Origin of the sequence: Kitasatospora sp. GAS204B, from assembly GCF_029892155.1 — a bacterium.
Classification (GTDB): domain Bacteria; phylum Actinomycetota; class Actinomycetes; order Streptomycetales; family Streptomycetaceae; genus Kitasatospora.
The window spans coordinates 14230-34000 of the sequence record NZ_JARZAG010000044.1; the positions used below are offsets into that span (position 1 = coordinate 14230).

Here is a 19771-nt window from a genome sequence, read left to right on the forward strand (position 1 = left end):
CCGGTGGCCGTCTTCGAAGCCCTGCCCCCCGCCCGGCCGGGACGGCCGCCGGCCCCTCCCGTCGCCCGCCGGCTGCCGACCGGACCGACCGGCCTGGGCACCTCGGCGGCCCGCGTCGGCGAGTTGCTGCGGCCACGCGGCGCGGCGGCCGGTTCGGCCGCCGCGCGGCCCGAGCGTGCCCGACCTGCCTCCGACGCCGCGCTGCCCGAGCTGTACTGCCCGCCGCACCTGCGCGACGATCCGGCGCTCGGCCAGGAGATCGACGACCGGCTGGTCCGCTGGGCCGAGCAGGTCGGCATCTACGCCGGCCAGTTGGAGAAGTTCCGCCACGCCGGCTACGGACGCCTGGTCATGCTCACCCACCCCGACACCGACGACCCGGACCGGCTGCTGGCCGCGGCGCGCTGCATGGCGGCCGAGTTCGCCGTCGACGACTACTTCTGCGACGAGGCCGCCACCGGCGACCACCCCGAACGCCTCGGGCCGCAGCTGATGCTCGCCCAGTCGGCGATCGACCCGGCCCAGCTGCCAGGGCGCCACGCCGAGGCCTACCAGCGCGAGATGACCACCCAGCCCGTCTGGCACGCGCTGCGCGACTCCGTCGAGCGGCTCGCCGAGTACGCCAGCGGCGCCCAGATCACCCGCCTGCGCCAGGAGATCGCCGGGCTCTTCCTCGGCATGGACGCCGAGGCCGGCTGGCGGATCGGCGGTCGCCCGCCGGCCGTCTGGGAGTACCTGGCGAACCGTCAGATGAACAGCTTCCTGCCCTGCATGACGCTGGTGGACACGATGGGCGGCTACGAGCTGCCCGCCACCGTCTACGGCAGCTCCGCGGTCCGCCGGGCCACCGTGCAGGCCGCGCTCGCCTCGGTGCTGCTCAACGACGTCTACTCGATGCGCAAGGAGGGCGGTGCGGCGGGCCTGGAGTACAACCTGCCCACCGTGATCGCGGCGGAGGAGGGCTGTTCGCTGGCCGAGGCCACCCACCGGGCCGCCGACCTGCACAACGAGCTCGTGCACTCCTTCGAGGCCGCCGCCGCCGCGCTCAGCGCCAGCGGCGACCCGCTGCTGACCCGCTACCTGGGCGCGCTGTGGGCCTGGCTCGGCGGCAACAAGGAGTGGCACGCCAGCAGTCCCCGCTACAACCAGCCGTAACCAGGCATGGCCATTCCTGGCCATGCCTGACCACACCCGACCATTCCTGACCATTCCTGAGGACGGACATCATGACCCTGCTCGACAGCGCCACCCCGAACGCCCGGTCCACCCAGGTGCTGGCCACCAAGTACCAGCAGTCCGTGGCCGAGTACTGGAACAACGAGAAGGCGCCGGTCAACCTGCGGCTCGGTGAGGTCAGCGGAACCTTCCACCACCACTACGGCATCGGCGAGGTCGACCGGTCCGTGCTGGAGGGCGACGAGGCCACCCGCGAGCAGCGGATCGTGGCGGAGCTGCACCGCCTGGAGGCGGCCCAGGCCGAGTACCTGCTCGACCAGCTCGGCCCGCTCGGCGCCGGGGACCGGATCCTGGACGCCGGGTCCGGACGGGGCGGCACCAGCTTCCTGGCGAACCTCCGCTTCGGCTGCCAGGTGGACGGCATCTCGATCTCCGAGGAGCAGGTGCGGTTCGCCAACAACCAGGCGGGCGAGCGCGGGGTCGCCGACAAGGTGGCCTTCCACTTCCGCAACATGTTGCACAACGAGTTCCCCGACGCCACCTTCCAGGCGATCTGGAACAACGAGAGCACCATGTACGTCGACCTGCACAAGCTCTTCGCCGAGCACAGCCGGGTGCTGCGCCCTGGCGGCCGGTACGTCACGATCACCGGCTGCTACAACGACGTGCACGGTCGGCAGCCGTCCCGCGCGGTCAGCCAGATCGACGCGCACTACATCTGCGACATCCACCCGCGCAGCGAGTACTTCGCGGCGATGTCGGCCAACGACCTGGTCCCGATCAGCGTGGTCGACCTGACCGCCGCCACCATCCCCTACTGGGAGTTGCGGGCCCAGGCCGAGGTGGCGAGCGGCATCGAGGACGCGTTCCTGACGGCCTATCGCGAGGGCAGTTTCCACTACTTGATGATCGCTGCGGACAAGATCTGACCGCTCACAGCGGGTAGCGAGCGCAGGTGGACCGGCCGGGCGCCCGTCGCGGGTCGGCCTGGCCGGCACCGCTGACAGGCGTTCCTGGACGGCCGGGACCGCCGCCCGTGGAGGAAGGCGGCCGGTGGGCACAGACTGAGAGGTGGAGACCGAGCAGGGGACGGCTGCCGGTCCGCGCGGCGAACGCCCCGCGGGTCCGGGAGCAGGAACCTGCCGGTCGCGACCCGGCAGTCAGGAGGTGCGCCATGTCCAGCGCATCCGTCTCGCACAGGCATGCCGGCGCCGGCACGCCTCTGGCGCGCCAGGTGCGGCGCGCGCTCGGCCGGGACGACAGCCCCCTGTGCCGTCCGGTGGACCGCTCGCGCAGCCGGCTGCTGATCGCGCTGGCGGCGGCGATGGTGCTGGCGGTCGCGGTCGGGACACTGGTCGCGCTGATCCTGCTCGGTGGCATGCGGGCGCAGGCGCGGCAGCTCACGCTGCACCGCCACCAGGTCACCGCCGCCACGCTGAGCGCCGCCACCGACAGCCCCGCGCGCTCCCCGTGGGCGGCGCAGGCCGATGCCGCCTGGACCTACCCGCAGTCGGTGCCGCACACCGGCGTGATCGGGGTGCCGATCGGCACCCCGCGGGGCGGCCAGGTGCCGCTCTTCGTCGACGACGGCGGCGCTCCGGCCGCGCCGCCGCAGCCCGACAGCGAGCTGGCGACCGCCGCCGCGCTGTACGGGATCGGCGCGCTGAGCGGGTTCGGCGCCGTGTCGCTGGTCGGCTACCGGGTGCGACGGCACACGCTGGACCACCGGGCCGAGCGCGACTGGGAGCTGGCCTGGGAGCGGGTCGAGCCGGGCTGGTCGGGGCGCGGGCACCGGCGGGGGACCGGGGAGCTGTAAGCCGCCGGGGCAGCTCGGTGACCATCTTGACGGCTTGTCAGCCGGTCGCCCTCCGGCGCGGGGACTGGCACCACGACAGGCCTTAGGCTGCCCGCGTCACCATTCACTCCTACCGAGCTCGGGAGTCTCCTGATGAGCGCCACCACCACGCGTCCCGCCGATGCGTCCGGCACCTTCGCCCTGGGCGGGGACCTGCCCGTCAACCGGCTCGGCTTCGGGGCCATGCGGCTCACCGGCCCCGGCATCTGGGGCGACCCGGCGGACCCGGCCGAGGCGGTGCGGGTGCTGCGCCGCGCGGTCGAGCTGGGCATCACCTTCATCGACACCGCCGACTCCTACGGGCCGTTCGTCAGCGAGCAGCTGATCCGCCAGGCGCTGCACCCCTACGCCGACGACCTGGTGATCGCCACCAAGGGCGGGCTGACCCGCTCGGGACCGGACGCCTGGAGTCCGGTCGGCCGCCCCGAGTACCTGCGCCAGCAGACCGAGCTGAGCCTGCGGCACCTCGGTGTCGAACGGATCGACCTGTACCAGCTGCACCGCATCGACCCCCAGGTGCCGCTGGCCGACCAGCTCGGCGAGCTCGTGCTGCTGCAGCAGGAGGGCAAGATCCGCCACATCGGCCTCTCCGAGGTCAGCGTCGAGGAACTGGTCGAGGCCCGCGCGATCGCGGAGATCGTCTCCGTGCAGAACCTCTACAACCTGGCCAACCGCCGCTCCGAGGCGGTGCTCGCCTACGCCGAGGCCGAGAACATCGCCTTCATCCCCTGGTACCCGGTCGCCACCGGTGACCTCGCCCGCCCCGGCGGCCCGCTCGACACCATCGCCAAGGACCGCGGCGCCAGTCCCGCCCAGCTCGCCCTCGCCTGGCTGCTCCGCCGCTCCCCGGTGCTGCTGCCGATCCCCGGCACCTCCCGCGTCGCGCACCTGGAGGAGAACACGGCGGCCGCGCTGCTGACGCTGACCGACGAGGAGTTCCAGGCCCTGGCCGACGCCGTCTGACGGCCGGTCAGCCAGCTGGTGGCGGCAGGCCATACCGTCCGACAGAATGACGGGCACACGATGCTTGGAATGGTGGGGGGTCTGGTGGACACGCTGGTTCAGTTCAAGACGGACAGTGGCGCCGACGTGGTCGTCGAGATGGACGACCGGCGGCCGGGTTCCCGGCCGGTATCGCGAGCCGACGACGCCCTCGCGCAGGCCACCGGGACCTTCGACAAGGCGCTGCGGAACATCCACAGTGCGGCGGAGTCCGCACTGCGGGTGTTCCGTGAGGGCGAACTCCGGCCCGACTCGGTGGAGATCGAGTTCGGGGTCAAGCTGACCGCCGAGGCCGGGGCGGTGATCGCCAAGAGCGCGGTGGAGGGGCATCTCGTCGTGAAGCTCTCATGGGCACCCGGCGAGCGCGAGGCGACGACCGGGAGCCGGTGAGCAGGTGGGCGCCAACTCCTGGCACGTTCAGGTGGTCTGCCGCGGCGAGATCGGGGCGGGGTTCCTGATCTCCGACCGGCACGTGATGACGTGCGCCCACGTGGTCGCCGGGGACGACCGGGCGGATGCGTACTTCGCGGCCCACGCCGAACTGGGCACCATCGGCGCCACCGTGGTGCTGCGCGGCGAATGGGCGGGCGGGGCGGCGGATCCGGGCGATGTCGCCGTGCTGGAGCTCGAGCGTCCGGTCGACATCAGGCCGGCCGACTTCGCCGACCCGCAGGCGGCGTACGCGTTTCCGTCGCCCAAACTGGTCAGCTATGGCTTCCCGGTCGGCTACGACGAGGGAACACTGGCCGAATCCCGGGCCACCACGCGGCAGTTGAGCGCCGACGAGTGGGTGCAACTGGAGGCGTGGACCGGCTACGGTCACGCGCTCGCCTCGGGGTTCAGCGGGGCGGCCGCGGTCCTGGCGGAGTCCGGTCGGGTGGCGGGCATGGTCTCGGCCGCCTCGAACGAGCCGGACGTCCGGGTCGGGCGCATGCTGCCGGTCCAGGTCCTGGCCAGGTACTGGCCGCCGCTGGCGGATGCGATACCGACCCCGGGGTTCGGCACGGGCAGCAAGCAGCAGCTGCGCGAGCTGCTGGAGCAGGCGGGCGGGCTGCCAGCCGAGTACTCGCTGGAGAGCCTGTACAGCAGCGCGGTCGGGCCGCTGGGCCCCGCGCACCTGTCCGAGGGGTTCCGCTCACTGTGGGACGTCGCCTGGTACGTGATGACCGAGGTGGCGGCGGCACCGGACCGCTCGCCGGTGGCCGAGTTCGCCGGCTGCCTGGCGGACCGGATCGAGGACCCGGGCATCCGGTACCGGCTGCGGGAGTGGGCCCGGCGGCACCGACCGGAGCCGGTGGCCCGGCCCGCGGCCGGCGCGACCGCCGAGGCCGGCGGGCCCGCGCGGACCGGAGCGCGCTGGTCGCCGATCCTGGTGGAGATCGACCGCAGCGGGGCGGACCGCAACACCTTCCTGGTGGAGGTGTCGGCGTTCCGGAACGGCTGCCGCCGGGTGGTGGGCACCCGGACGCTCCCGAAGGGCAAGATCCGCGCATACGTGCTGGAGCAGATCGACGAGGCGTTCCGGGAACTCGACCGCGGCAGCGAGGAACTGATCGCGTTCGCCGTGCCGCGCGAGTGGGTCAACCAGCCGATCGACCGCTGGCACCGCGCCAAGGGCGACGCGACTCCGCTGGGGTGCTTCTCACCGCTTGTCCTGATGGACCTGGACCGGCGGCGCAGCGGGGCACTCCAGTACAAGATCCAGCAGAAGTGGGAGCTGCTGGACCGGGAATCCGCGTCCGTGGTGCACCGGATCGAATGCGGCAGCAGGCCGGATCCGGGGAAGCTGACCGTCCAACTCCGATCGAAGCACGAGCTGGTGGGGTTCGCAGCGCCGCCTGCGGGTTCCGGCGCCAAGCGGCTGCTCGAGGCGGGGCTGAACGCCGCCGTGCCGATCATGGTGTGGCCGCGCCTCGGCTGCGCGGGAGGTCATTCGGGTGAGGGCGAGGGGGACTGCCAGGGGCGGGCCTTTCTTGACGAGCTGTCACAGCAGCTGGTCGACATCCGCCCGGCCGACCTCCCCGGCCATGTCCGGCAGCTCAGGGAGCGGGCCTTCGTCGAGGAGGGCGAGCATCCGCACTGGGCACAGGACCTGGTGCTCCTCTGGGAGGACCCGCGCTGGTTCCCCGAGCCGGGCGACTACCGGCGGTCCCCGGTGAGCTGACCGGCGCGGTGCGGCTGAGCCCGAAGTCCTATGCCTGGAGCGAGTGTTGGAGCAGAGCATGTCCTTGTGGCCGATCTTCACCGGTGCGTCGGAACCGCACGACGGCATCGCGCAGTTGCCCCCGCCGCCGCCCTGGCGGGCCTTCAACGGCGGGCCCGCGCTGCCGCCGCCCGCGGCGGAGGGGGACACCGAGGCCTCGCCGGACCAGGTGCACCGGGCGCGCACCTACAAGCCGACCGAGAAGAGCGTGCAACTGGTCAACGCCGCTCTCTACCTGCGGCGCCCGCTGCTGATCACCGGCCCGCCGGGCAGCGGCAAGTCCAGCCTGCCCTACGCGGTGGCGCGTGAACTGGGCCTGGGACCGGTGCTCCGCTGGAACATCACCAGCCGCAGCACGCTCGGCGACGGGCTCTACCAGTACGATCCGCTCTCCCGGCTGTATGCCGCCAGCCGCGCGGCCGGTGCTGTCCCGCCCGGTGAGGGGCCGAGCGGAGGCGACGGCGAGGCCATCGAGGACCATCTGCGGCTCGGCCCGCTCGGCACCGCGCTGCTTCCCTACGAGCGCCCCCGGGTGCTGCTCATCGACGAGATCGACAAGAGCGATCTGGACCTGCCGAACGACCTGCTGAACATCCTGGAGGAGGGCGAGTACGAGATCCCGGAACTCGTCCGGCTCGCGCGCCAGGCCCCCGCGGCTCAGGTGATGGCCTTCGGCAGCGACCGGCGGGTCCCGCTGCGGCGCGGTCAGGTGCGCTGCCGGGCCTTCCCGTTCGTCGTGCTGACCAGCAACGGGGAGCGCGAGTTCCCGCCCGCGTTCCTGCGCCGCTGCGTCACGTTGCGGCTGCGCCGCCCCGGACCGGCGCACCTGGAGGAGATCGTCCGCGCGCACCTGGGCGAGTTGGACGAGAACACCCACTGGATGATCGAGAAGTTCCTGGAGCGCAGCAGCGACGGCGAGTTGGCGACGGACCAACTGCTCAACGCGATCTATCTGACCGGTGCCGCCGGGTTGGAGGCCGAGTCGCGCGAAGGCCTGGCGGAGAGCCTGATGGCCTATCTGAGCTCCGAAGCGGACTCCGATGGCCTCTGAACTCCCGGCGCTGGCCCGGCTCGCCGATCTGCTCGCCCGGGCCGGTGGGCGGCGGCCCACCGGCACCGAGCTGGCCGAGCTCATCTGGCTGGCCGGACAGCGGCGAGGCACACCGGCCGGTGCGCCGGCCGGGAGTGAACCGGGCACCGGAGCCGGCACGGTGGACGGGAGGGGCGAGGAGGGGCTGCCGCCGGCCCCCGCGCCGGTGGGGGAGAGTGCCGGGCCGGGTGCGCCCCGGATGCCGCTGCACGTCGGCAAACGGTCGGCCGCCGGCCGCACCGCAGCCGATCCCGCCGGCCCGCACCAGCCGCTGCTCACGCCCGTTGCGCCGATGCTGGCCCACCCCCTGCCGCTGCAGCGGGCCCTGCGCCCGCTCAAGCGGTTGGTCCCCGCACCGGCCGGCTGGGACCTCGACGAGGACCGCACCGCCCACCGGATCGCCGCGCAAGGGGCGGGGCCGGGCTCCTGGCTGCCGGTCCTGCGCCCCAGCAGCGAGCGCTGGCTGGACCTGTTGCTCGTCTTCGACGACGGCCCGACCATGCACATGTGGCGCCCTCTGGTGCGTGATCTGCACCGCACCATCGCCCAGACCGGCGCCTTCCGCACCATCCGCTCGGCCCGCGTCACGGCGGACGGGGCGCTGCGCGGCGACCAGCGCGGCGGAGCTGCCCGGGGCCGGACGGTGGCGATCGTGCTGAGCGACTGCATGGGACCGCAGTGGCGGGCAGGCGCGGCCGGTGACCGCTGGTACCGCACCCTGCACCGCTGGACGGCCGGCTTGCCGGTCGCCGTCGTGCAGCCGCTGCCGGAGCGCCTGTGGCGGCGCACCGCGCTGCCCGCCGTCGCCGGCCTGCTGGCCGCCCGAGGCCCGGCGGCGCCCAAATCCACGCTCCGGTTCACCCCCTACCGTGGGACGGGCCGCGCCGACCGTGCTGTTCCGCTGCCGGTGCTGGAGCCGACTGCCGGCTGGCTCTCGCACTGGGCCGCGCTCGTCGCCGGGCACGGCGGCACGCAGGTGCCGGGTGCGGCGGCCTGGCTGGGCCCGACGCCACCGTCGACGGTGGGCGGCGAAGAGGCGGTGGACGATGCGGACTTCGCGAGCCTGGCCCCCGAGGACCTGGTGCTGCGGTTCCGGGCCCTGGCCTCCCCGGAGGCGTTCCGGCTCGCCGGCCACCTCGCGGTGGGGGAGGCGTACCTTCCGCTGATGCGGCTGGTGCAGGCCGAGGTCGAGCGGCAGCCGCAGCCGCAGCAACTCGCGGAGGTGATCCTCAGCGGGATGCTGAAAACCGGTCAGGGCAGTGAAGGGTGGTACGAGTTCCGGCCCGGGGTGCGCTCGGTGCTGCTGCGGACGTTGCCGCGGTCGGCGGTCGCGCACACGGCCGACCTACTGGAGCGGGTCAGCGGCGCGATCGAGGAGCGGGCGGGGGCGGTCCCCGGGGAGTTCCGGGCGCTGGTCGCGGCGCGCGACGGGGGCGGGGGAGCGGGCGAGGGCGTGCCGCACGGGGCGCCGTTCGCGCTGGTCAGCGCGGAGACGGTGGAGCTGCTGCGGGGGGCGGCGGGGTCGGCACCGGAGCGGGAGGGGCGAACCGACCTGGTGGACGGTCAGTACCGGCTGGTCGAGCGGATCAGCCGAGGCGGCATGGGCGAGCTCTGGCAGGCCGTGGACGAGGCGGACGGGCAGCCAGTCGCCGTCAAGCTCTTCCGCCTGTCGGCCGAACGCGCTGCGGACCGGTCGGTGCCGTCGCCCGCCACGTTCCTCCGACTGGCCGAGGCGCTCGGGGGGCTGCACCACCCAGGGGTCGTGGAGACGTACGCCGCCGGAGTCCACGGCGACTTGTACTTCCTCGCGCTGGAGGCAGTCGAGGGGCCTGACCTACGGACTGTGCTGCACGATGCCGGCGGGCCGATCGCGCTGGCGCAGGCGGTGGCGATCGGGCAGCAGGTGGCCGCCGCGCTGGAATACCTCCATTCCCAGCACGTGGTTCACGGTCACCTCACACCCGCCAACATCCTGTTCCGCGCGAGCGGCGAAGCCGTTATCCGCGACTTCGGATTCGACTGGATCGGCCGATCGGCGGCGGGCGAGACCGGCTACCTGGCGCCAGAACATGTGCGCGGTGCACGACCCGACCATCGCAGCGACCTGTACTCACTCGGCTGCGTCCTCTACGAGATGGTCACCGGCGTGCGGCCGTACAGCGACCCTCATGTCCCGGGCCGCCTCAGGCCCGTTGCCCAGTTCCGGCCCGAGGTGTCCCACACCCTGGAGCTGCTCATCCTCGACCTGTTGCAGCAGAACCCGCGCCTGCGGCCGGCTGACGCGGCTGAGGTGGGCCGCCGCCTTGCCGCGCGGGACGTCCTCCGTGCACCCGGCGACGCTCCGGAGCGCACGCCGAGCTTCAACCTGCTCGGACCGGTCCGCGTTTGGAGCGGGAGACGCCTCCTCGTCCTTGACGCAGCCCAGGTGGCCTTGCTCGTCCCGTTGTTGATGAGCGCAGGCCGTCAGGTGTCCTTCGAGGACCTCGCCGGCCTGCTGGGAGAGAGCTGGACGCATGCTGAGACGCTGCACCATGTGCTGACCCTGCGGGCTGCTCTGCGCGGTGAACTCCCGGAAGCGGTGCGTGGGCTGCTGGTCGTATCGGACGGGGGCTGCCTCCTGCGGATCGACCCGGACCATGTCGACGCGCTGCTCTTCGAGCGGCAGTTGGCTGCAGCTGACGCGGCCCGCTCGGCGGGCGACGTGGGTGCCACCCGACAGCACCTCCTCGACGCGCTCGAGCTCTGGGGCGGGACGCCGCTGGAGGGTGTGCCCGGACCGTACGCGGAAGGCGAGCGACGTCGCCTGGTCGAGCGCTGGCTGGACGCGCAAGAGGACCGGATGGAGTGTGAGTTGCTGCTCGACCGGGCCGTCGAGACCGTTGTCGCGCTGGAGGTGCTCGCTGCTGACTACCCGCGGCGGCAGCGGCTGGTCGGCCTCCTGATGCTGGCGCTCTACCGCAGTGGCCGACGGGAGGAAGCGCTGGCTCGGTATGCCCTGAACCAGCAACTCGGCCCCGAGCCGGGACCGGAGCTCGCCAGGCTGCACGCCCGCATGTTGGCCCGCGACCCGGGCCTGCTGCTGCCCTCCGGCCTGTCGGCAGCCTGGGCGGGGGCTGACGTGTCCGACGATCAAGGCCTGAGCTTCTCGGTGCTCGGCCCGCTGGAGGTCAGGCGTGGAGACCAGGTGCTGGCCCTCGGCCCACTGCGGCAGCAGGCGGTGCTCGCCGCGCTCCTGCTCAACCACGGCAAGCCCGTGACGACCGAGGCCCTGGTTGAAGGCCTATGGGACTACCAGCCGCCGCCGCAGGCCGTCGGGGTGCTGCGGGGGTATATGTCGCGTTTGCGTTCGGTCCTCGAACCCGATCGGGCGCCTCGCGAGCCGGCGAAAGTCCTGCTGTCGAGTCGGGACGGGTACATGCTGCGGATTCCGCCCACGGCATTCGACCTGTCCGCTTTCGACCGAGGAATGGACGAGGCTGCTGCGGCACTGGAGGCCCAAGATCTGGGGACCGCATACGAGTTGTTGGTCTCTGCCCTGTCGCTGTGGCAGGGCAGCCCGCTCGCGGGCATCCCGGGTCCGTACGTCGACAGGCAGCGCAGGATTCTGACGGAGCGTCATATCACCGCAGCTGAGAAGAGGTTCGCGGTGGCGTTGGAACTCGGCCTGCACGACGAGATCACGGTCGAACTCGTCGCGCTCTCCAGCGAGCATCCGCTGCACGAGCGGCTGCGCGAGCTGCTGATGCTCGCACTCTACCGGTGCGGGCGGCAGGCGGACTCGCTCGCCGTCTATGCGGAGACCCGCAGGTTGCTGGTCGCGGAGTTGGGAGTCGAGCCGGTCCCGGCCCTGGCAGCCTTGCACAGGCGGATCCTGGCCGGAGACCCTGATCTCATGGCCGTGGCCCCGAGTGCGCCGCCACCCGTCGGCGAACCGCGAAGCCGCTCCAAGCCTGCCCAACTTCCGCCCGACATGGCCGATTTCACCGGGCGGGCGGAACTGCTGGGTCGCCTTGAGGATGACCTCACCGGCCGATCCGGGGCAGTTCCAGCGGTGACCTTGCTGGTCGGAGTCGAAGGGGTGGGCAAGAAGGCCATTGCCGTCCGCCTGGCGCACCGCCTGCGATCGGCGTTTCCTGACGGACAGCTGTATGCCGATCTCGGTGGCAGCGGTGCTGGGCCGGCCGACCCGGCGGCCGTCCTCGGCGGGTTCCTCGAGGCCTTGGGCGTGGCGACTCCTCCCGGCCGGCTTGACCAGCGCGTCACGCTCTACCGCTCACTGCTCGCCGACCGGCAGATGCTCATCCTGCTGAACGACGCGAAGGATCGGGACCAGCTCATGCCGCTCCTCCCCAGGGGCGTCGGCAGCATCGTGCTGGCCACCAGCCCTTCGAGTCTCACTGGCATCCATGAAGCGCGATTGGTGGAAGTCCCGGTGCTGACGCCTCGGGAGGCGCTGGCGCTCTTCTCGGCGATCGTCGGACCGCAGCGGGTGGCGGCGGAGCCGGAGGCAGCCTTCCAGGTGGTCACCGACTGCGGTCTCCTGCCACACCGGGTTCGCACGGCCGGTGAGCTGCTCACGGCGCGACCACGCTGGAGCGTCGCAGACCTGGTCCGCCGCTCAGGCCGTGGGATTACGGCGGAAGCGGCCGCTCTCGCCCACGCCGCAGCGGTCTCGCTCGTCCGCCTGGCGGATTCGGACGAGTGGCCGGAATGTCGGGACGGGCTGCTTCAGCTCTGGCACGGGGCCGGTCGCCTCCAGGCGTCGGCAGCGGAGGAGCTTGACCTGCTGCGTATGCAGACTCTCGCAGCCCGCCCACGGGTCGGCGCGCGTGCTGAGGTGGCCATTGCCGAGTGGAGCATTCGCATCCAGCACCGGCTGGAGGCCCATCCCGGTGGAGTGGACGAGCTGCGCGGCTTGCTGGCCCGGTGGGCCGGGTCGGCAGCGGGGAGGTCCGCGACCGGCCCGCTGGTCTCACGGCACTACCGCATCGAGCAGCCTTCCGAGGCACGAGACCCGGCACCCTGAAGCGCGTCAGCGCTCCAGCACCGCCATCGCCGCGTTGTGCCCCGGGATGCCGCTGACGCCGCCGCCGCGCACCGCGCCCGCGCCGCAGAGCAGTACGTTCGGGTGCGCGGTGGCCACGCCCCAGCGGTCGGCGGCGCCGTCACCGTCGCTGTACGGGAAGGCCAGGTCGCGGTGGAAGATGTTGCCGCCGGGCAGGCCGAGTTCGCGTTCCAGGTCCAGCGGGGTCTTCACCTCGAGGCAGGGGCGCCCGTGCTCGTCCAGGGCCAGGCAGTCGGCGAGCGGTTCGTCGAGGACGGCGTCCAGCGGCGCCAGCACCGCCCGCAACGCCGCCTGCGCGGTGGTCCCCGCGGTGAAGAGCCGGGCCGGCTGGTGCAGGCCGAAGAGGGTGAGGGTCTGGTAGCCCTGGGCGGCGAGCTCGGGGCCGAGGATCGAGGGGTCGGTGAGCGAGTGGCAGTACAGCTCGGAGGGGGCCGGCGAAGGCAACTGCCCGGCCTCGGCCTGCCGGTGGGCGGCGGCCAGCTCGCGGTAGGACTCGGCGAGGTGCAGCGTGCCGGCGAAGGCGTCGCGCGGGTCCACCGAGCGGTCCCGCAGCCGGGGCAGCCGCCGCAACAGCATGTTGACCTTGAGCTGCGCGCCCTCGGGGGCCGGCTCGGCCGGCGGCTCGCCGAGCAGCCGGGCCAGGGTGTGCGGCGCGGCGTTGCAGAGCACCCAGCGGGCGCCGACCCGGTGGTCGCCCGCCTCGTCACGGTAGGTGACCTCGGCGGCGGCGCCGTCGGCGGCCACCGCGGTCACCTCGCAGCCGGTGCGCAGCTCGGCGCCGGCCGCCCGGGCCGCGTCGGCCAGCGCGTCGGTGAGCGCGCCCATGCCGCCGACCGGCACCGCCCAGTCGCCGGTGCCGCCGCCGATCACGTGGTAGAGGAAGCAGCGGTTCTGTCGCAGCGACGGGTCGTGCGCCCAGGTCTGGGTGCCGATCAGCGCGTCGGTGAGGACCACGCCCCGGACCAGGTCGTCGGCGAAATGCCGCTCCACGCTCTCGCCGAGCGGCCGCTCGAAGAGCGTCGTCCAGGCCGCCTCGTCGCCCACCCGCCGGCGCAGCTCCGCGCGGGTCGGCAGCGGCTCGGTGAGCGAGGGGAAGACTCGCTCGGCCACCTGCCCGGTCATCCCGTAGAACTCCTGCCAGGCCTTGAACTCGCGCTCCGAGCCAGTCAGTTCGTGAAACGAGGCGGCCGTGCGGGCCTGGTCCGCGTGGTCCACCAGCAGGCCGGTGGCCTGGCCCTCGCGCACGGCCGGCGTGTACGAGGAGATGCGCCGCCGCCGCACCGCGAAGCGCAGGCCCAGCTCGTCGACGATCTTGCGTGGCAGCAGGCTGACCAGGTAGGAGTACCGGGAGAGCCGGGCGGGCAGGCCGGCGAAGGCCTGGCTGGACACGGCAGCCCCGCCGGTGTGCGCCAGCCGCTCCAGCAGCAGCACGTTGCGCCCGGCCCCGGCCAAGTAGGCGGCGGCGACCAGTCCGTTGTGGCCGCCGCCGACGATCACCGCGTCGTAGTGGGGGAGTTCAGCGGGCACCTGTCACCTTCCGATGTCCTCGGACCAGAGTTCGGGTCGGGCGGCGATGAACTCCCGCATCAGCGTGACGCATTCGGCGTCGTCGAGGACGGTCACCCGCACCCCGTGCTCGGCCAGCCAGTCGTGCCCGCCGTGGAAGGTCTCGGCCTCGCCCACCACCAGCCGCCCGATGCCGAACTGCCGCACCAGTCCGCTGCAGTACCAGCAGGGCGACAGCGTGGTGACCATCGTGGTGCGCCGGTAGCCGCGCAGCCGGCCGGCCGCGCGGAAGGCCGCCGTCTCGGCGTGCATGGACGGATCGCCGTCCTGCACGCGGCGGTTGTGGCCGCGCCCGAGCAACTCGCCGTCGGCGCCGAAGAGCGCCGCGCCGATCGGGATGCCGCCCTCGGCCAGGCCGAGCCGGGCTTCCGCCAGCGCCACCGAGAGCATCGTCCGCGGGTCCGTCGCCATGTCACCACTCTCCCTGACGGTGGCACCACAGGGCAATGCTGCGCCGCCGGCGGTCGACGGTCACCGCAGGGTCGGGTCGTAGGCGTCCCGGACGGCGTCGCCGAGCAGCAGCAGGCTCAGCACGGTGCCCGACAGGAACAGCGCCGGGAACAGCAGCAGATGCGGGAAGTCGAGCAGGTAGGCCTGCGCGGCGTTCAGCTGGAGCCCCCAGGAGAGGGCCGGATACTGCAGCCCGACGCCCAGGAAGTCCAGGGTGGCCTCGCCCGAGATGACGTTCCCGACGTTCAGCATGGCGACCACCACCACCGGTGTCACGGCGTTCGGCAGGATGTGACGGAGCATCAGTCGCAGCGGGCCCGCCCCAGTGGCGCGCGCGGCCCGGACGTACTCGGCGTCCTTCACCCCGAGCACCTGGGCCCGCATCACCCTGGTCATGGTGGTCCAGCCGAGCACCACCAGTACCAGCGTCATGGCGCCGAGCCCGTGACCGGGGAAGGCGACCAGGATCACCGTGGCGCCGAGCAGGAACGGCAGGCCGAAGAAGACGTCGGTGGTCCGCGAGAGCAGGCCGTCCACCCAGCCGCCGTAGAACCCGGCCAGCAGGCCGAGCAGCACCGACAGCGCCAGTGCCCCGGCGGTCACCGCGAGGCCGATCAGCAGCGGCGGGCGGCTGCCCCGGACGATCTGCGCCAGGTAGTCGCAGCCCTGGGTGTCGAAGCCGAACGGGTGGCCCGGGCTCGGCCCGACCCTGGCGTCGATCAGCTCGCAGCGCCCGCTGTCATGGGTGAGCAGGGCGATGAACGGGTCCGGGAAGAGCGCCATCAGCGCGACCAGCAGCAGGAAGGCGGCGCAGGCCAGCAGGCCGGGCCGGGCGGTCAGCCGGCGTGGCCGGCGCAGGGTGGGCCGGGCCGGTGGCAGCAGGTCGGGCGGCGGTGGCGCGCCGAGTTCGGGTGAGCCGAGTTCGGGAGAGCCGGGCGCGGCGGGCACCTCGGCCGGGCTAGTCATGCCGGATCCGCGGGTCGAGCAGCCCGTACAGCACGTCGACCGTCAGGTTGGCCAGGCAGAAGACCAGGACCAGCACCGTGGTGACGCCCACCACCGTCGGCCCCTCGCGCAGTTGGATCGCCTGGAAGACCTGCTGGCCGATCCCCGGCAGGTTGAAGATGTACTCGGTGACCACCGCCCCCGCCAGCAGCGAGCCTAGCTCCACGCCGAGGAAGGTGACCACCGGGAGCAGCGAGTTGCGCAGCGCGTGCCGCACCACCACCCGCCGCCGGGGCAGCCCCTTGGCGGTCGCGGTGCGCACGTAGTCGGCGCGCAGGTGCTCCAGCAGCGAGGTGCGGGTGAGCCGGGCGACGTAGCCGGCCCCGAAGGAGGCCAGCACCAGGCCGGGCAGCAGGTAGGCGGTCGGCCAGCCGGCGTCGGTGCCGGAGACCGGGAACCAGCCGAGCCGCACGCCGAGCACCAGTTGGGCCAGGTAGCCGAGGATGTAGACGGGCACGGCGATCACCAGGGTGGTGCCGCCCAGCACCAGGCGGTCCGCCCAGCGGCCCCGGTGCAGCCCGGCCCAGACCCCGAGCACGGTGCCGAGGCCGGCCTCCAGCAACCAGGCGGTCAGGCCCAGGCGCAGCGTCACCTGCCAGCGCCCGGCCAGCGCCTGGGCCACCGGCTCGCCGGTGAAGGTGCGGCCCAGATCGCCGCGCAGCAGCCCGCGCAGGTACGCGGCGTACTGCACGAAGAGCGGCTGGTCCAGGTGGTAGCGGTGGCGCAGCTCGGCGAGCACCGAGGCCGGCACCGGCCGGTCGCCGGCCAGGCCCTGGATCGGGTCGCCGGGCAGCACGAAGACCAGGGTGTAGATCAGGAAGGTGGTGGCCAACAGCACGGGGACGGTGTACAGCAGTCGGCGTAGCAGATAGCGACCCATCAGTTCTCTTTCTGATCTCTTTCTGACGACGGTCAATGACGGACCGTGATCTGCTCCAGGCGCAACCCGGCCGCGTACGGGTCGAGCTGGACGTTGCCCACCCGGCCGCTCCAGGCGGTCTGGTCCTGCCAGTTCCACAGCGGGATCAGCGGCAGTTGCTGGAGCGCGAGGTCCTCGGCCTGGTGGTAGTGGGCGATGCTCTGCTCGGCTGTGGCGGCGGCGTCGCCCTGGGCGAGCAGGGCGTTGAAGGCGGGGTCGGACCAGCCCGAGCGGGTGCCGGGGCCGAGCAGCCCGGCCAGGTAGTTCTGCTCGCTGGGGTAGTCGGCGACCCAGTTCTGCCGGTAGGGCCCGGTGGCCTGATGGTGGTTGAGGATCGGGCCGAGGTCGGCGGCGGCCATGGTGCGCAGCGCGACGTCCCGGATGCCCAGGTTCTGCCGCAGCTCGTTGGCCACGGCCGTCATCCACTGCAGGTACGTGGGATCGGAGTTGGCGAAGTACAGCGCCAACGTGCCGGTGAACCCGCCGGCTTGCTGGAACAGCTGCCTGGCCTCGGTGGGGCGGTACTCGCAGGTCTCGCCGCAGGCGCCCGCGCGGTGGCCGGGGATGGTGGCGCCCACCAGCGAGTCGGCCGGGGTGAAGACCTCGTTGTAGATGGCCCGGGTGATGCCCGGTCGGTCGATCGCCATGGAGATCGCCCGGCGCAGCTGCGGGTTCGCGTAGCGCGGATCCCAGATCGGCAGCCCGAGGTAGTCCATCGTGCCGCTGGGCCGCACCGCGTAGTGCCGGCCGAAGGTGCGCTTGGCCTCGTAGGCCCGGGCGGCGGGCACGCTGGTGACGAAGTCGACGTGGCCGGCCCGCAGTTCGGTGAAGGCGGTGTCCTTGCTGGTGAAGATCCTGAAGTGCACGGCATCGGCCATCGGGGGACGCGGGCCGGTGTAGGAGGCGGCCCGCTTGAGGTCGATCCGCTGGTTGTGCCGCCAGGGGCCGTCCAGTTGGAACGGGCCGTTGCCCACCGGGTGCAGGTCGAATCCGTCCGGGTCGGTGAAGGCGGCCTGCGGGAGCGGGGCGAAGGCGGGGAAGCTGAGCAGCATCGGGAACTGGCTGAACGGGGCCTTCAGGGTGACCCTAAGCGTGTGGTCGTCCAGCACCTGGAGGCCGCTCAGATGGCGGGTGGTCGGCAGCCGGCCGTCGGGCGGGTTGAGGTCGTCGTAGCCGGCGATCTGGGTGAAGTAGGAGTTGGCGTCCCAGCCGCTCGGTCCGTAGGCGGCGGCGTCCCAGGCGGCGGCGAAGCCGGCGGCGGTGACCGGCTCGCCGTTCTGGAAGACGGCGCCCTGACGGAGCGTCATGGTCCAGACCTGCTGGTCGGTGCTGGTCAGCGAGCTGGCGGCGAGCGGGACGGGGTGGCCGTCCTGCGGGTCCAGGGCGAGCGGGGTGTCGAAGACGCCCTGCAACACCTGCAAGGCGTAGCTGCTGGTGGTGCGGCCGGGGGTGAGGTGGTCGGGCTCGGTGAGCGCGACCGAGTACGCGCCGCCGGGGACGGCCGGGACGGGCCGGTCGTCCTCGGCGGCGGTGCGCGCGCAGCTGGCGCCCGCGAAGGCCACCAGCGCGAAGGCCAGCAGCGTGCGGGGCAGCAGCCGCCGCCCGGGGCCACGTTCGGACCGTCGCTCGGGCCGCCGTCCGGTCAGCACCGGGCGGCCGCCGCGCAGGCGGACTCCCAGTCGTGCGGGGCGGCGGGGACCGCCCGCTGCGGCGCCGCCGCCGCGTCGGAGGCGAGCCGGACCAGCAGCGCGTCGATCACCGGGCGCGGGCTGTCGGCGGCGAAGTTGTTGATCAGCACGCTGAAGGCGAGCGTGCGCCCGTCGGCCCGGTCCAGGTAGCCGGCCAGCGCGTCCACGCCGGTCATCGATCCGGTCTTCGCGTGCACCCGCCCCTCGGCGGCGGTGCCGCGCAGCCGGTTGGTGAGGGTGCCGCCGACCATCCGGCGCGGGTCCCCGGCCACCGGCAGCGCGTCGTACCAGGCGGTGAACCACGGCTGGCTGCGGGCGAAGCGCAGCAGCGACACCAGCCGCTGACCGGTCGTCAGGTTCTGCCGCGACAGCCCCGAGCCGTCCACCTGGCGGGCCGCCGTGGTCTCCAGGCCGTTGCGCCGCAGGAAGCCGCGCACCTGGTCCAGCCCGGCCGCCCAACTGCCGTCGCCGGACCTGACCACGCCGATCTCCTTCACCAGGTGCTCGGCGATGCCGTTGTTGCTGAGCTTGAGGAAGGGCACCAGCAGCGCGCCGAGCGGCGCCGAGTCGTGCGCGGCCAGCACGGTGGCAGCCGCCGGTGCCTGGCCGGTGTGCACCCCGCCGCGCACCGTCACGCCGTGCCGGGCCAGCGCCGCCGTGAAGACGGTGGCTGCCAGGCGCGCCGGGTCGTCCACCGCCACCCACTCCTCGGTGGGGCCGGCGTCGGCCGGCAGGCTGCCGGAGAGCACCAGGTCGTTGCCGCCGGGGTGGCGGTCCACCGCGACGGTGTCCGCGCTGCCGGCCGGCCCGGTGGCGGCCTGCCCGCTGAGCCGCACCGGTGCTTCGGGCGGGGTGATCCGCACCGCCGCCGGGTGCCCGGGTGAGGCGTCGGGGGTGAGGGTCAGGCGCACGCTGTCCACGTCGTCGTCGCCGTCGGTGGTCAGCGTGAGGGCGGAGATCTGCGGGCTGTAGTAGGCGGCCTGGTCGTCCCAGGCCCAGGCGGCGCCGAGCGGGACGTCGTCGTAGCGGGAGGCGTCGGCCAGCACCGAGCCGGTCACCTCGGTGACCCCGGCGGCGGCCACCCGGCCGGCCAGCGCGTCCAGGTCGGCGGGCAACAGGCTGGGGTCACCGCCGCCGCGCAGCACCAGGTCGCCGCCGAGCTGCCCCGCCGTGCGCTGGCCGGCCGCCAGGACCTGGGTGGTGAAGCGGTGCTCCTGGCCGAGCAGGTCGAGCGCGGCGGCCGCGGTGACGGTCTTCAGCGTGGAGGCGGGCATCATCAGCGCGCCGGGCTCGTGCTGGTAGAGCACCTCGCCGGTGGCGGCGTCGGTGACCAGGACGGAGGTCTCGGCCCCGGTGAGCCGGGCGTCGGTGAGCAGCTGGTCCAGGTCCGCGCGGAGCGAGCCGGGCGCGGTGGCGGGCACCTCGCTCCGTGCGGAGCCGGTCAGCAGCAGCGCGACGAGGACGGCGGCGAGCGGCGCGGCCAGCCGCCGGGCCGGAATGCTGGGCACTGGGCCTCCAGGGGCGAACGGGCTGCGGGACACCACCTTCGCGCCGGGCGGCCCCTGGCGGCGGTGGGTGACACGCCGCAGGCCAGAATTCCCTCGCCCGGCGGACCTGTTGTCAGCTGGTATGACTGTGCGATGAGCATGCAGCGCCCGGTCTGCGGCGGGCCCGCCGGCCTGCGTGCCGCGCTCGGCGACCCGCAGGTCAGCGGGTCGCTCGCCGGGCCGATCGGCGAGTCCGCGTGATCCG

At 73.3% G+C, this 19771-nt stretch carries 14 protein-coding genes; 8 read left to right on the forward strand and 6 right to left on the reverse strand.

Features of this window, described 5'->3' with window-relative positions:
* Nucleotides 1-3 precede the first annotated feature (3 nt).
* The 8 genes from P3T41_RS34850 (at nucleotide 4) to P3T41_RS34885 (ending at nucleotide 12352) form a co-directional block, all read left to right on the forward strand.
* Nucleotides 4-1155, forward strand: a complete 1152-nt coding sequence (locus P3T41_RS34850; protein WP_280694665.1) for a family 2 encapsulin nanocompartment cargo protein terpene cyclase — start codon at nucleotides 4-6, stop codon at nucleotides 1153-1155.
* A 71-nt stretch (nucleotides 1156-1226) separates the two neighbouring features.
* Nucleotides 1227-2105: a geranyl diphosphate 2-C-methyltransferase gene (locus P3T41_RS34855; RefSeq protein WP_280694666.1), complete on the forward strand. Its 879-nt coding sequence runs from the start codon at nucleotides 1227-1229 to the stop codon at nucleotides 2103-2105.
* A gap of 245 nt (nucleotides 2106-2350) precedes the next feature.
* Complete coding sequence (locus tag P3T41_RS34860) at nucleotides 2351-2992, forward strand: hypothetical protein (RefSeq protein ID WP_280694667.1); 642 nt, start codon at nucleotides 2351-2353, stop codon at nucleotides 2990-2992.
* A gap of 132 nt (nucleotides 2993-3124) precedes the next feature.
* A complete protein-coding gene (locus P3T41_RS34865; RefSeq protein WP_280694668.1) occupies nucleotides 3125-3994 on the forward strand; it encodes an aldo/keto reductase in 870 nt (289 codons plus the stop codon).
* A gap of 84 nt (nucleotides 3995-4078) precedes the next feature.
* Entirely contained in the window at nucleotides 4079-4423 is a 345-nt protein-coding gene (locus tag P3T41_RS34870) for a CU044_2847 family protein (RefSeq protein WP_280694669.1), read from the forward strand.
* Between the two features lie 4 nt (nucleotides 4424-4427).
* Entirely contained in the window at nucleotides 4428-6197 is a 1770-nt protein-coding gene (locus P3T41_RS34875) for a trypsin-like peptidase domain-containing protein (RefSeq protein ID WP_280694670.1), read from the forward strand.
* A 58-nt stretch (nucleotides 6198-6255) separates the two neighbouring features.
* Nucleotides 6256-7287: a MoxR family ATPase gene (locus P3T41_RS34880; protein ID WP_280694671.1), complete on the forward strand. Its 1032-nt coding sequence runs from the start codon at nucleotides 6256-6258 to the stop codon at nucleotides 7285-7287.
* Nucleotides 7277-12352: an SAV_2336 N-terminal domain-related protein gene (locus P3T41_RS34885; protein ID WP_280694672.1), complete on the forward strand. Its 5076-nt coding sequence runs from the start codon at nucleotides 7277-7279 to the stop codon at nucleotides 12350-12352. The genes P3T41_RS34880 and P3T41_RS34885 overlap by 11 nt, the downstream gene beginning before the upstream one ends.
* A gap of 6 nt (nucleotides 12353-12358) precedes the next feature.
* Here the strand turns inward: P3T41_RS34885 and P3T41_RS34890 are convergent, their stop codons facing one another.
* From P3T41_RS34890 to dacB, 6 genes are read right to left on the reverse strand one after another with little or no spacing between them, the layout of a single operon-like run.
* On the reverse strand, nucleotides 12359-13918 hold the full coding sequence (locus tag P3T41_RS34890; protein WP_280694673.1) for an NAD(P)/FAD-dependent oxidoreductase: 1560 nt from the start codon (nucleotides 13916-13918) through the stop codon (nucleotides 12359-12361).
* Between the two features lie 3 nt (nucleotides 13919-13921).
* Nucleotides 13922-14368, reverse strand: coding sequence for a nucleoside deaminase (locus P3T41_RS34895; RefSeq protein ID WP_280694674.1), 447 nt, complete (start codon nucleotides 14366-14368; stop codon nucleotides 13922-13924).
* 60 nt (nucleotides 14369-14428) lie between these two features.
* Entirely contained in the window at nucleotides 14429-15373 is a 945-nt protein-coding gene (locus tag P3T41_RS34900) for an ABC transporter permease (protein WP_280694675.1), read from the reverse strand.
* The gene (locus P3T41_RS34905) at nucleotides 15366-16292 is read right to left on the reverse strand and encodes an ABC transporter permease (RefSeq protein WP_280694676.1); all 927 of its coding nucleotides are present in this window, start codon (nucleotides 16290-16292) and stop codon (nucleotides 15366-15368) included. Before P3T41_RS34905 ends, P3T41_RS34900 begins: the two co-directional genes overlap by 8 nt.
* Before the next feature lie 32 nt (nucleotides 16293-16324).
* The gene (locus P3T41_RS34910) at nucleotides 16325-17980 is read right to left on the reverse strand and encodes an ABC transporter substrate-binding protein (RefSeq protein ID WP_280694677.1); all 1656 of its coding nucleotides are present in this window, start codon (nucleotides 17978-17980) and stop codon (nucleotides 16325-16327) included.
* Complete coding sequence (gene dacB, locus P3T41_RS34915; RefSeq protein WP_280694678.1) at nucleotides 17974-19527, reverse strand: D-alanyl-D-alanine carboxypeptidase/D-alanyl-D-alanine-endopeptidase; 1554 nt, start codon at nucleotides 19525-19527, stop codon at nucleotides 17974-17976. Before dacB ends, P3T41_RS34910 begins: the two co-directional genes overlap by 7 nt.
* Between the last annotated feature and the right edge of the window lie 244 nt (nucleotides 19528-19771).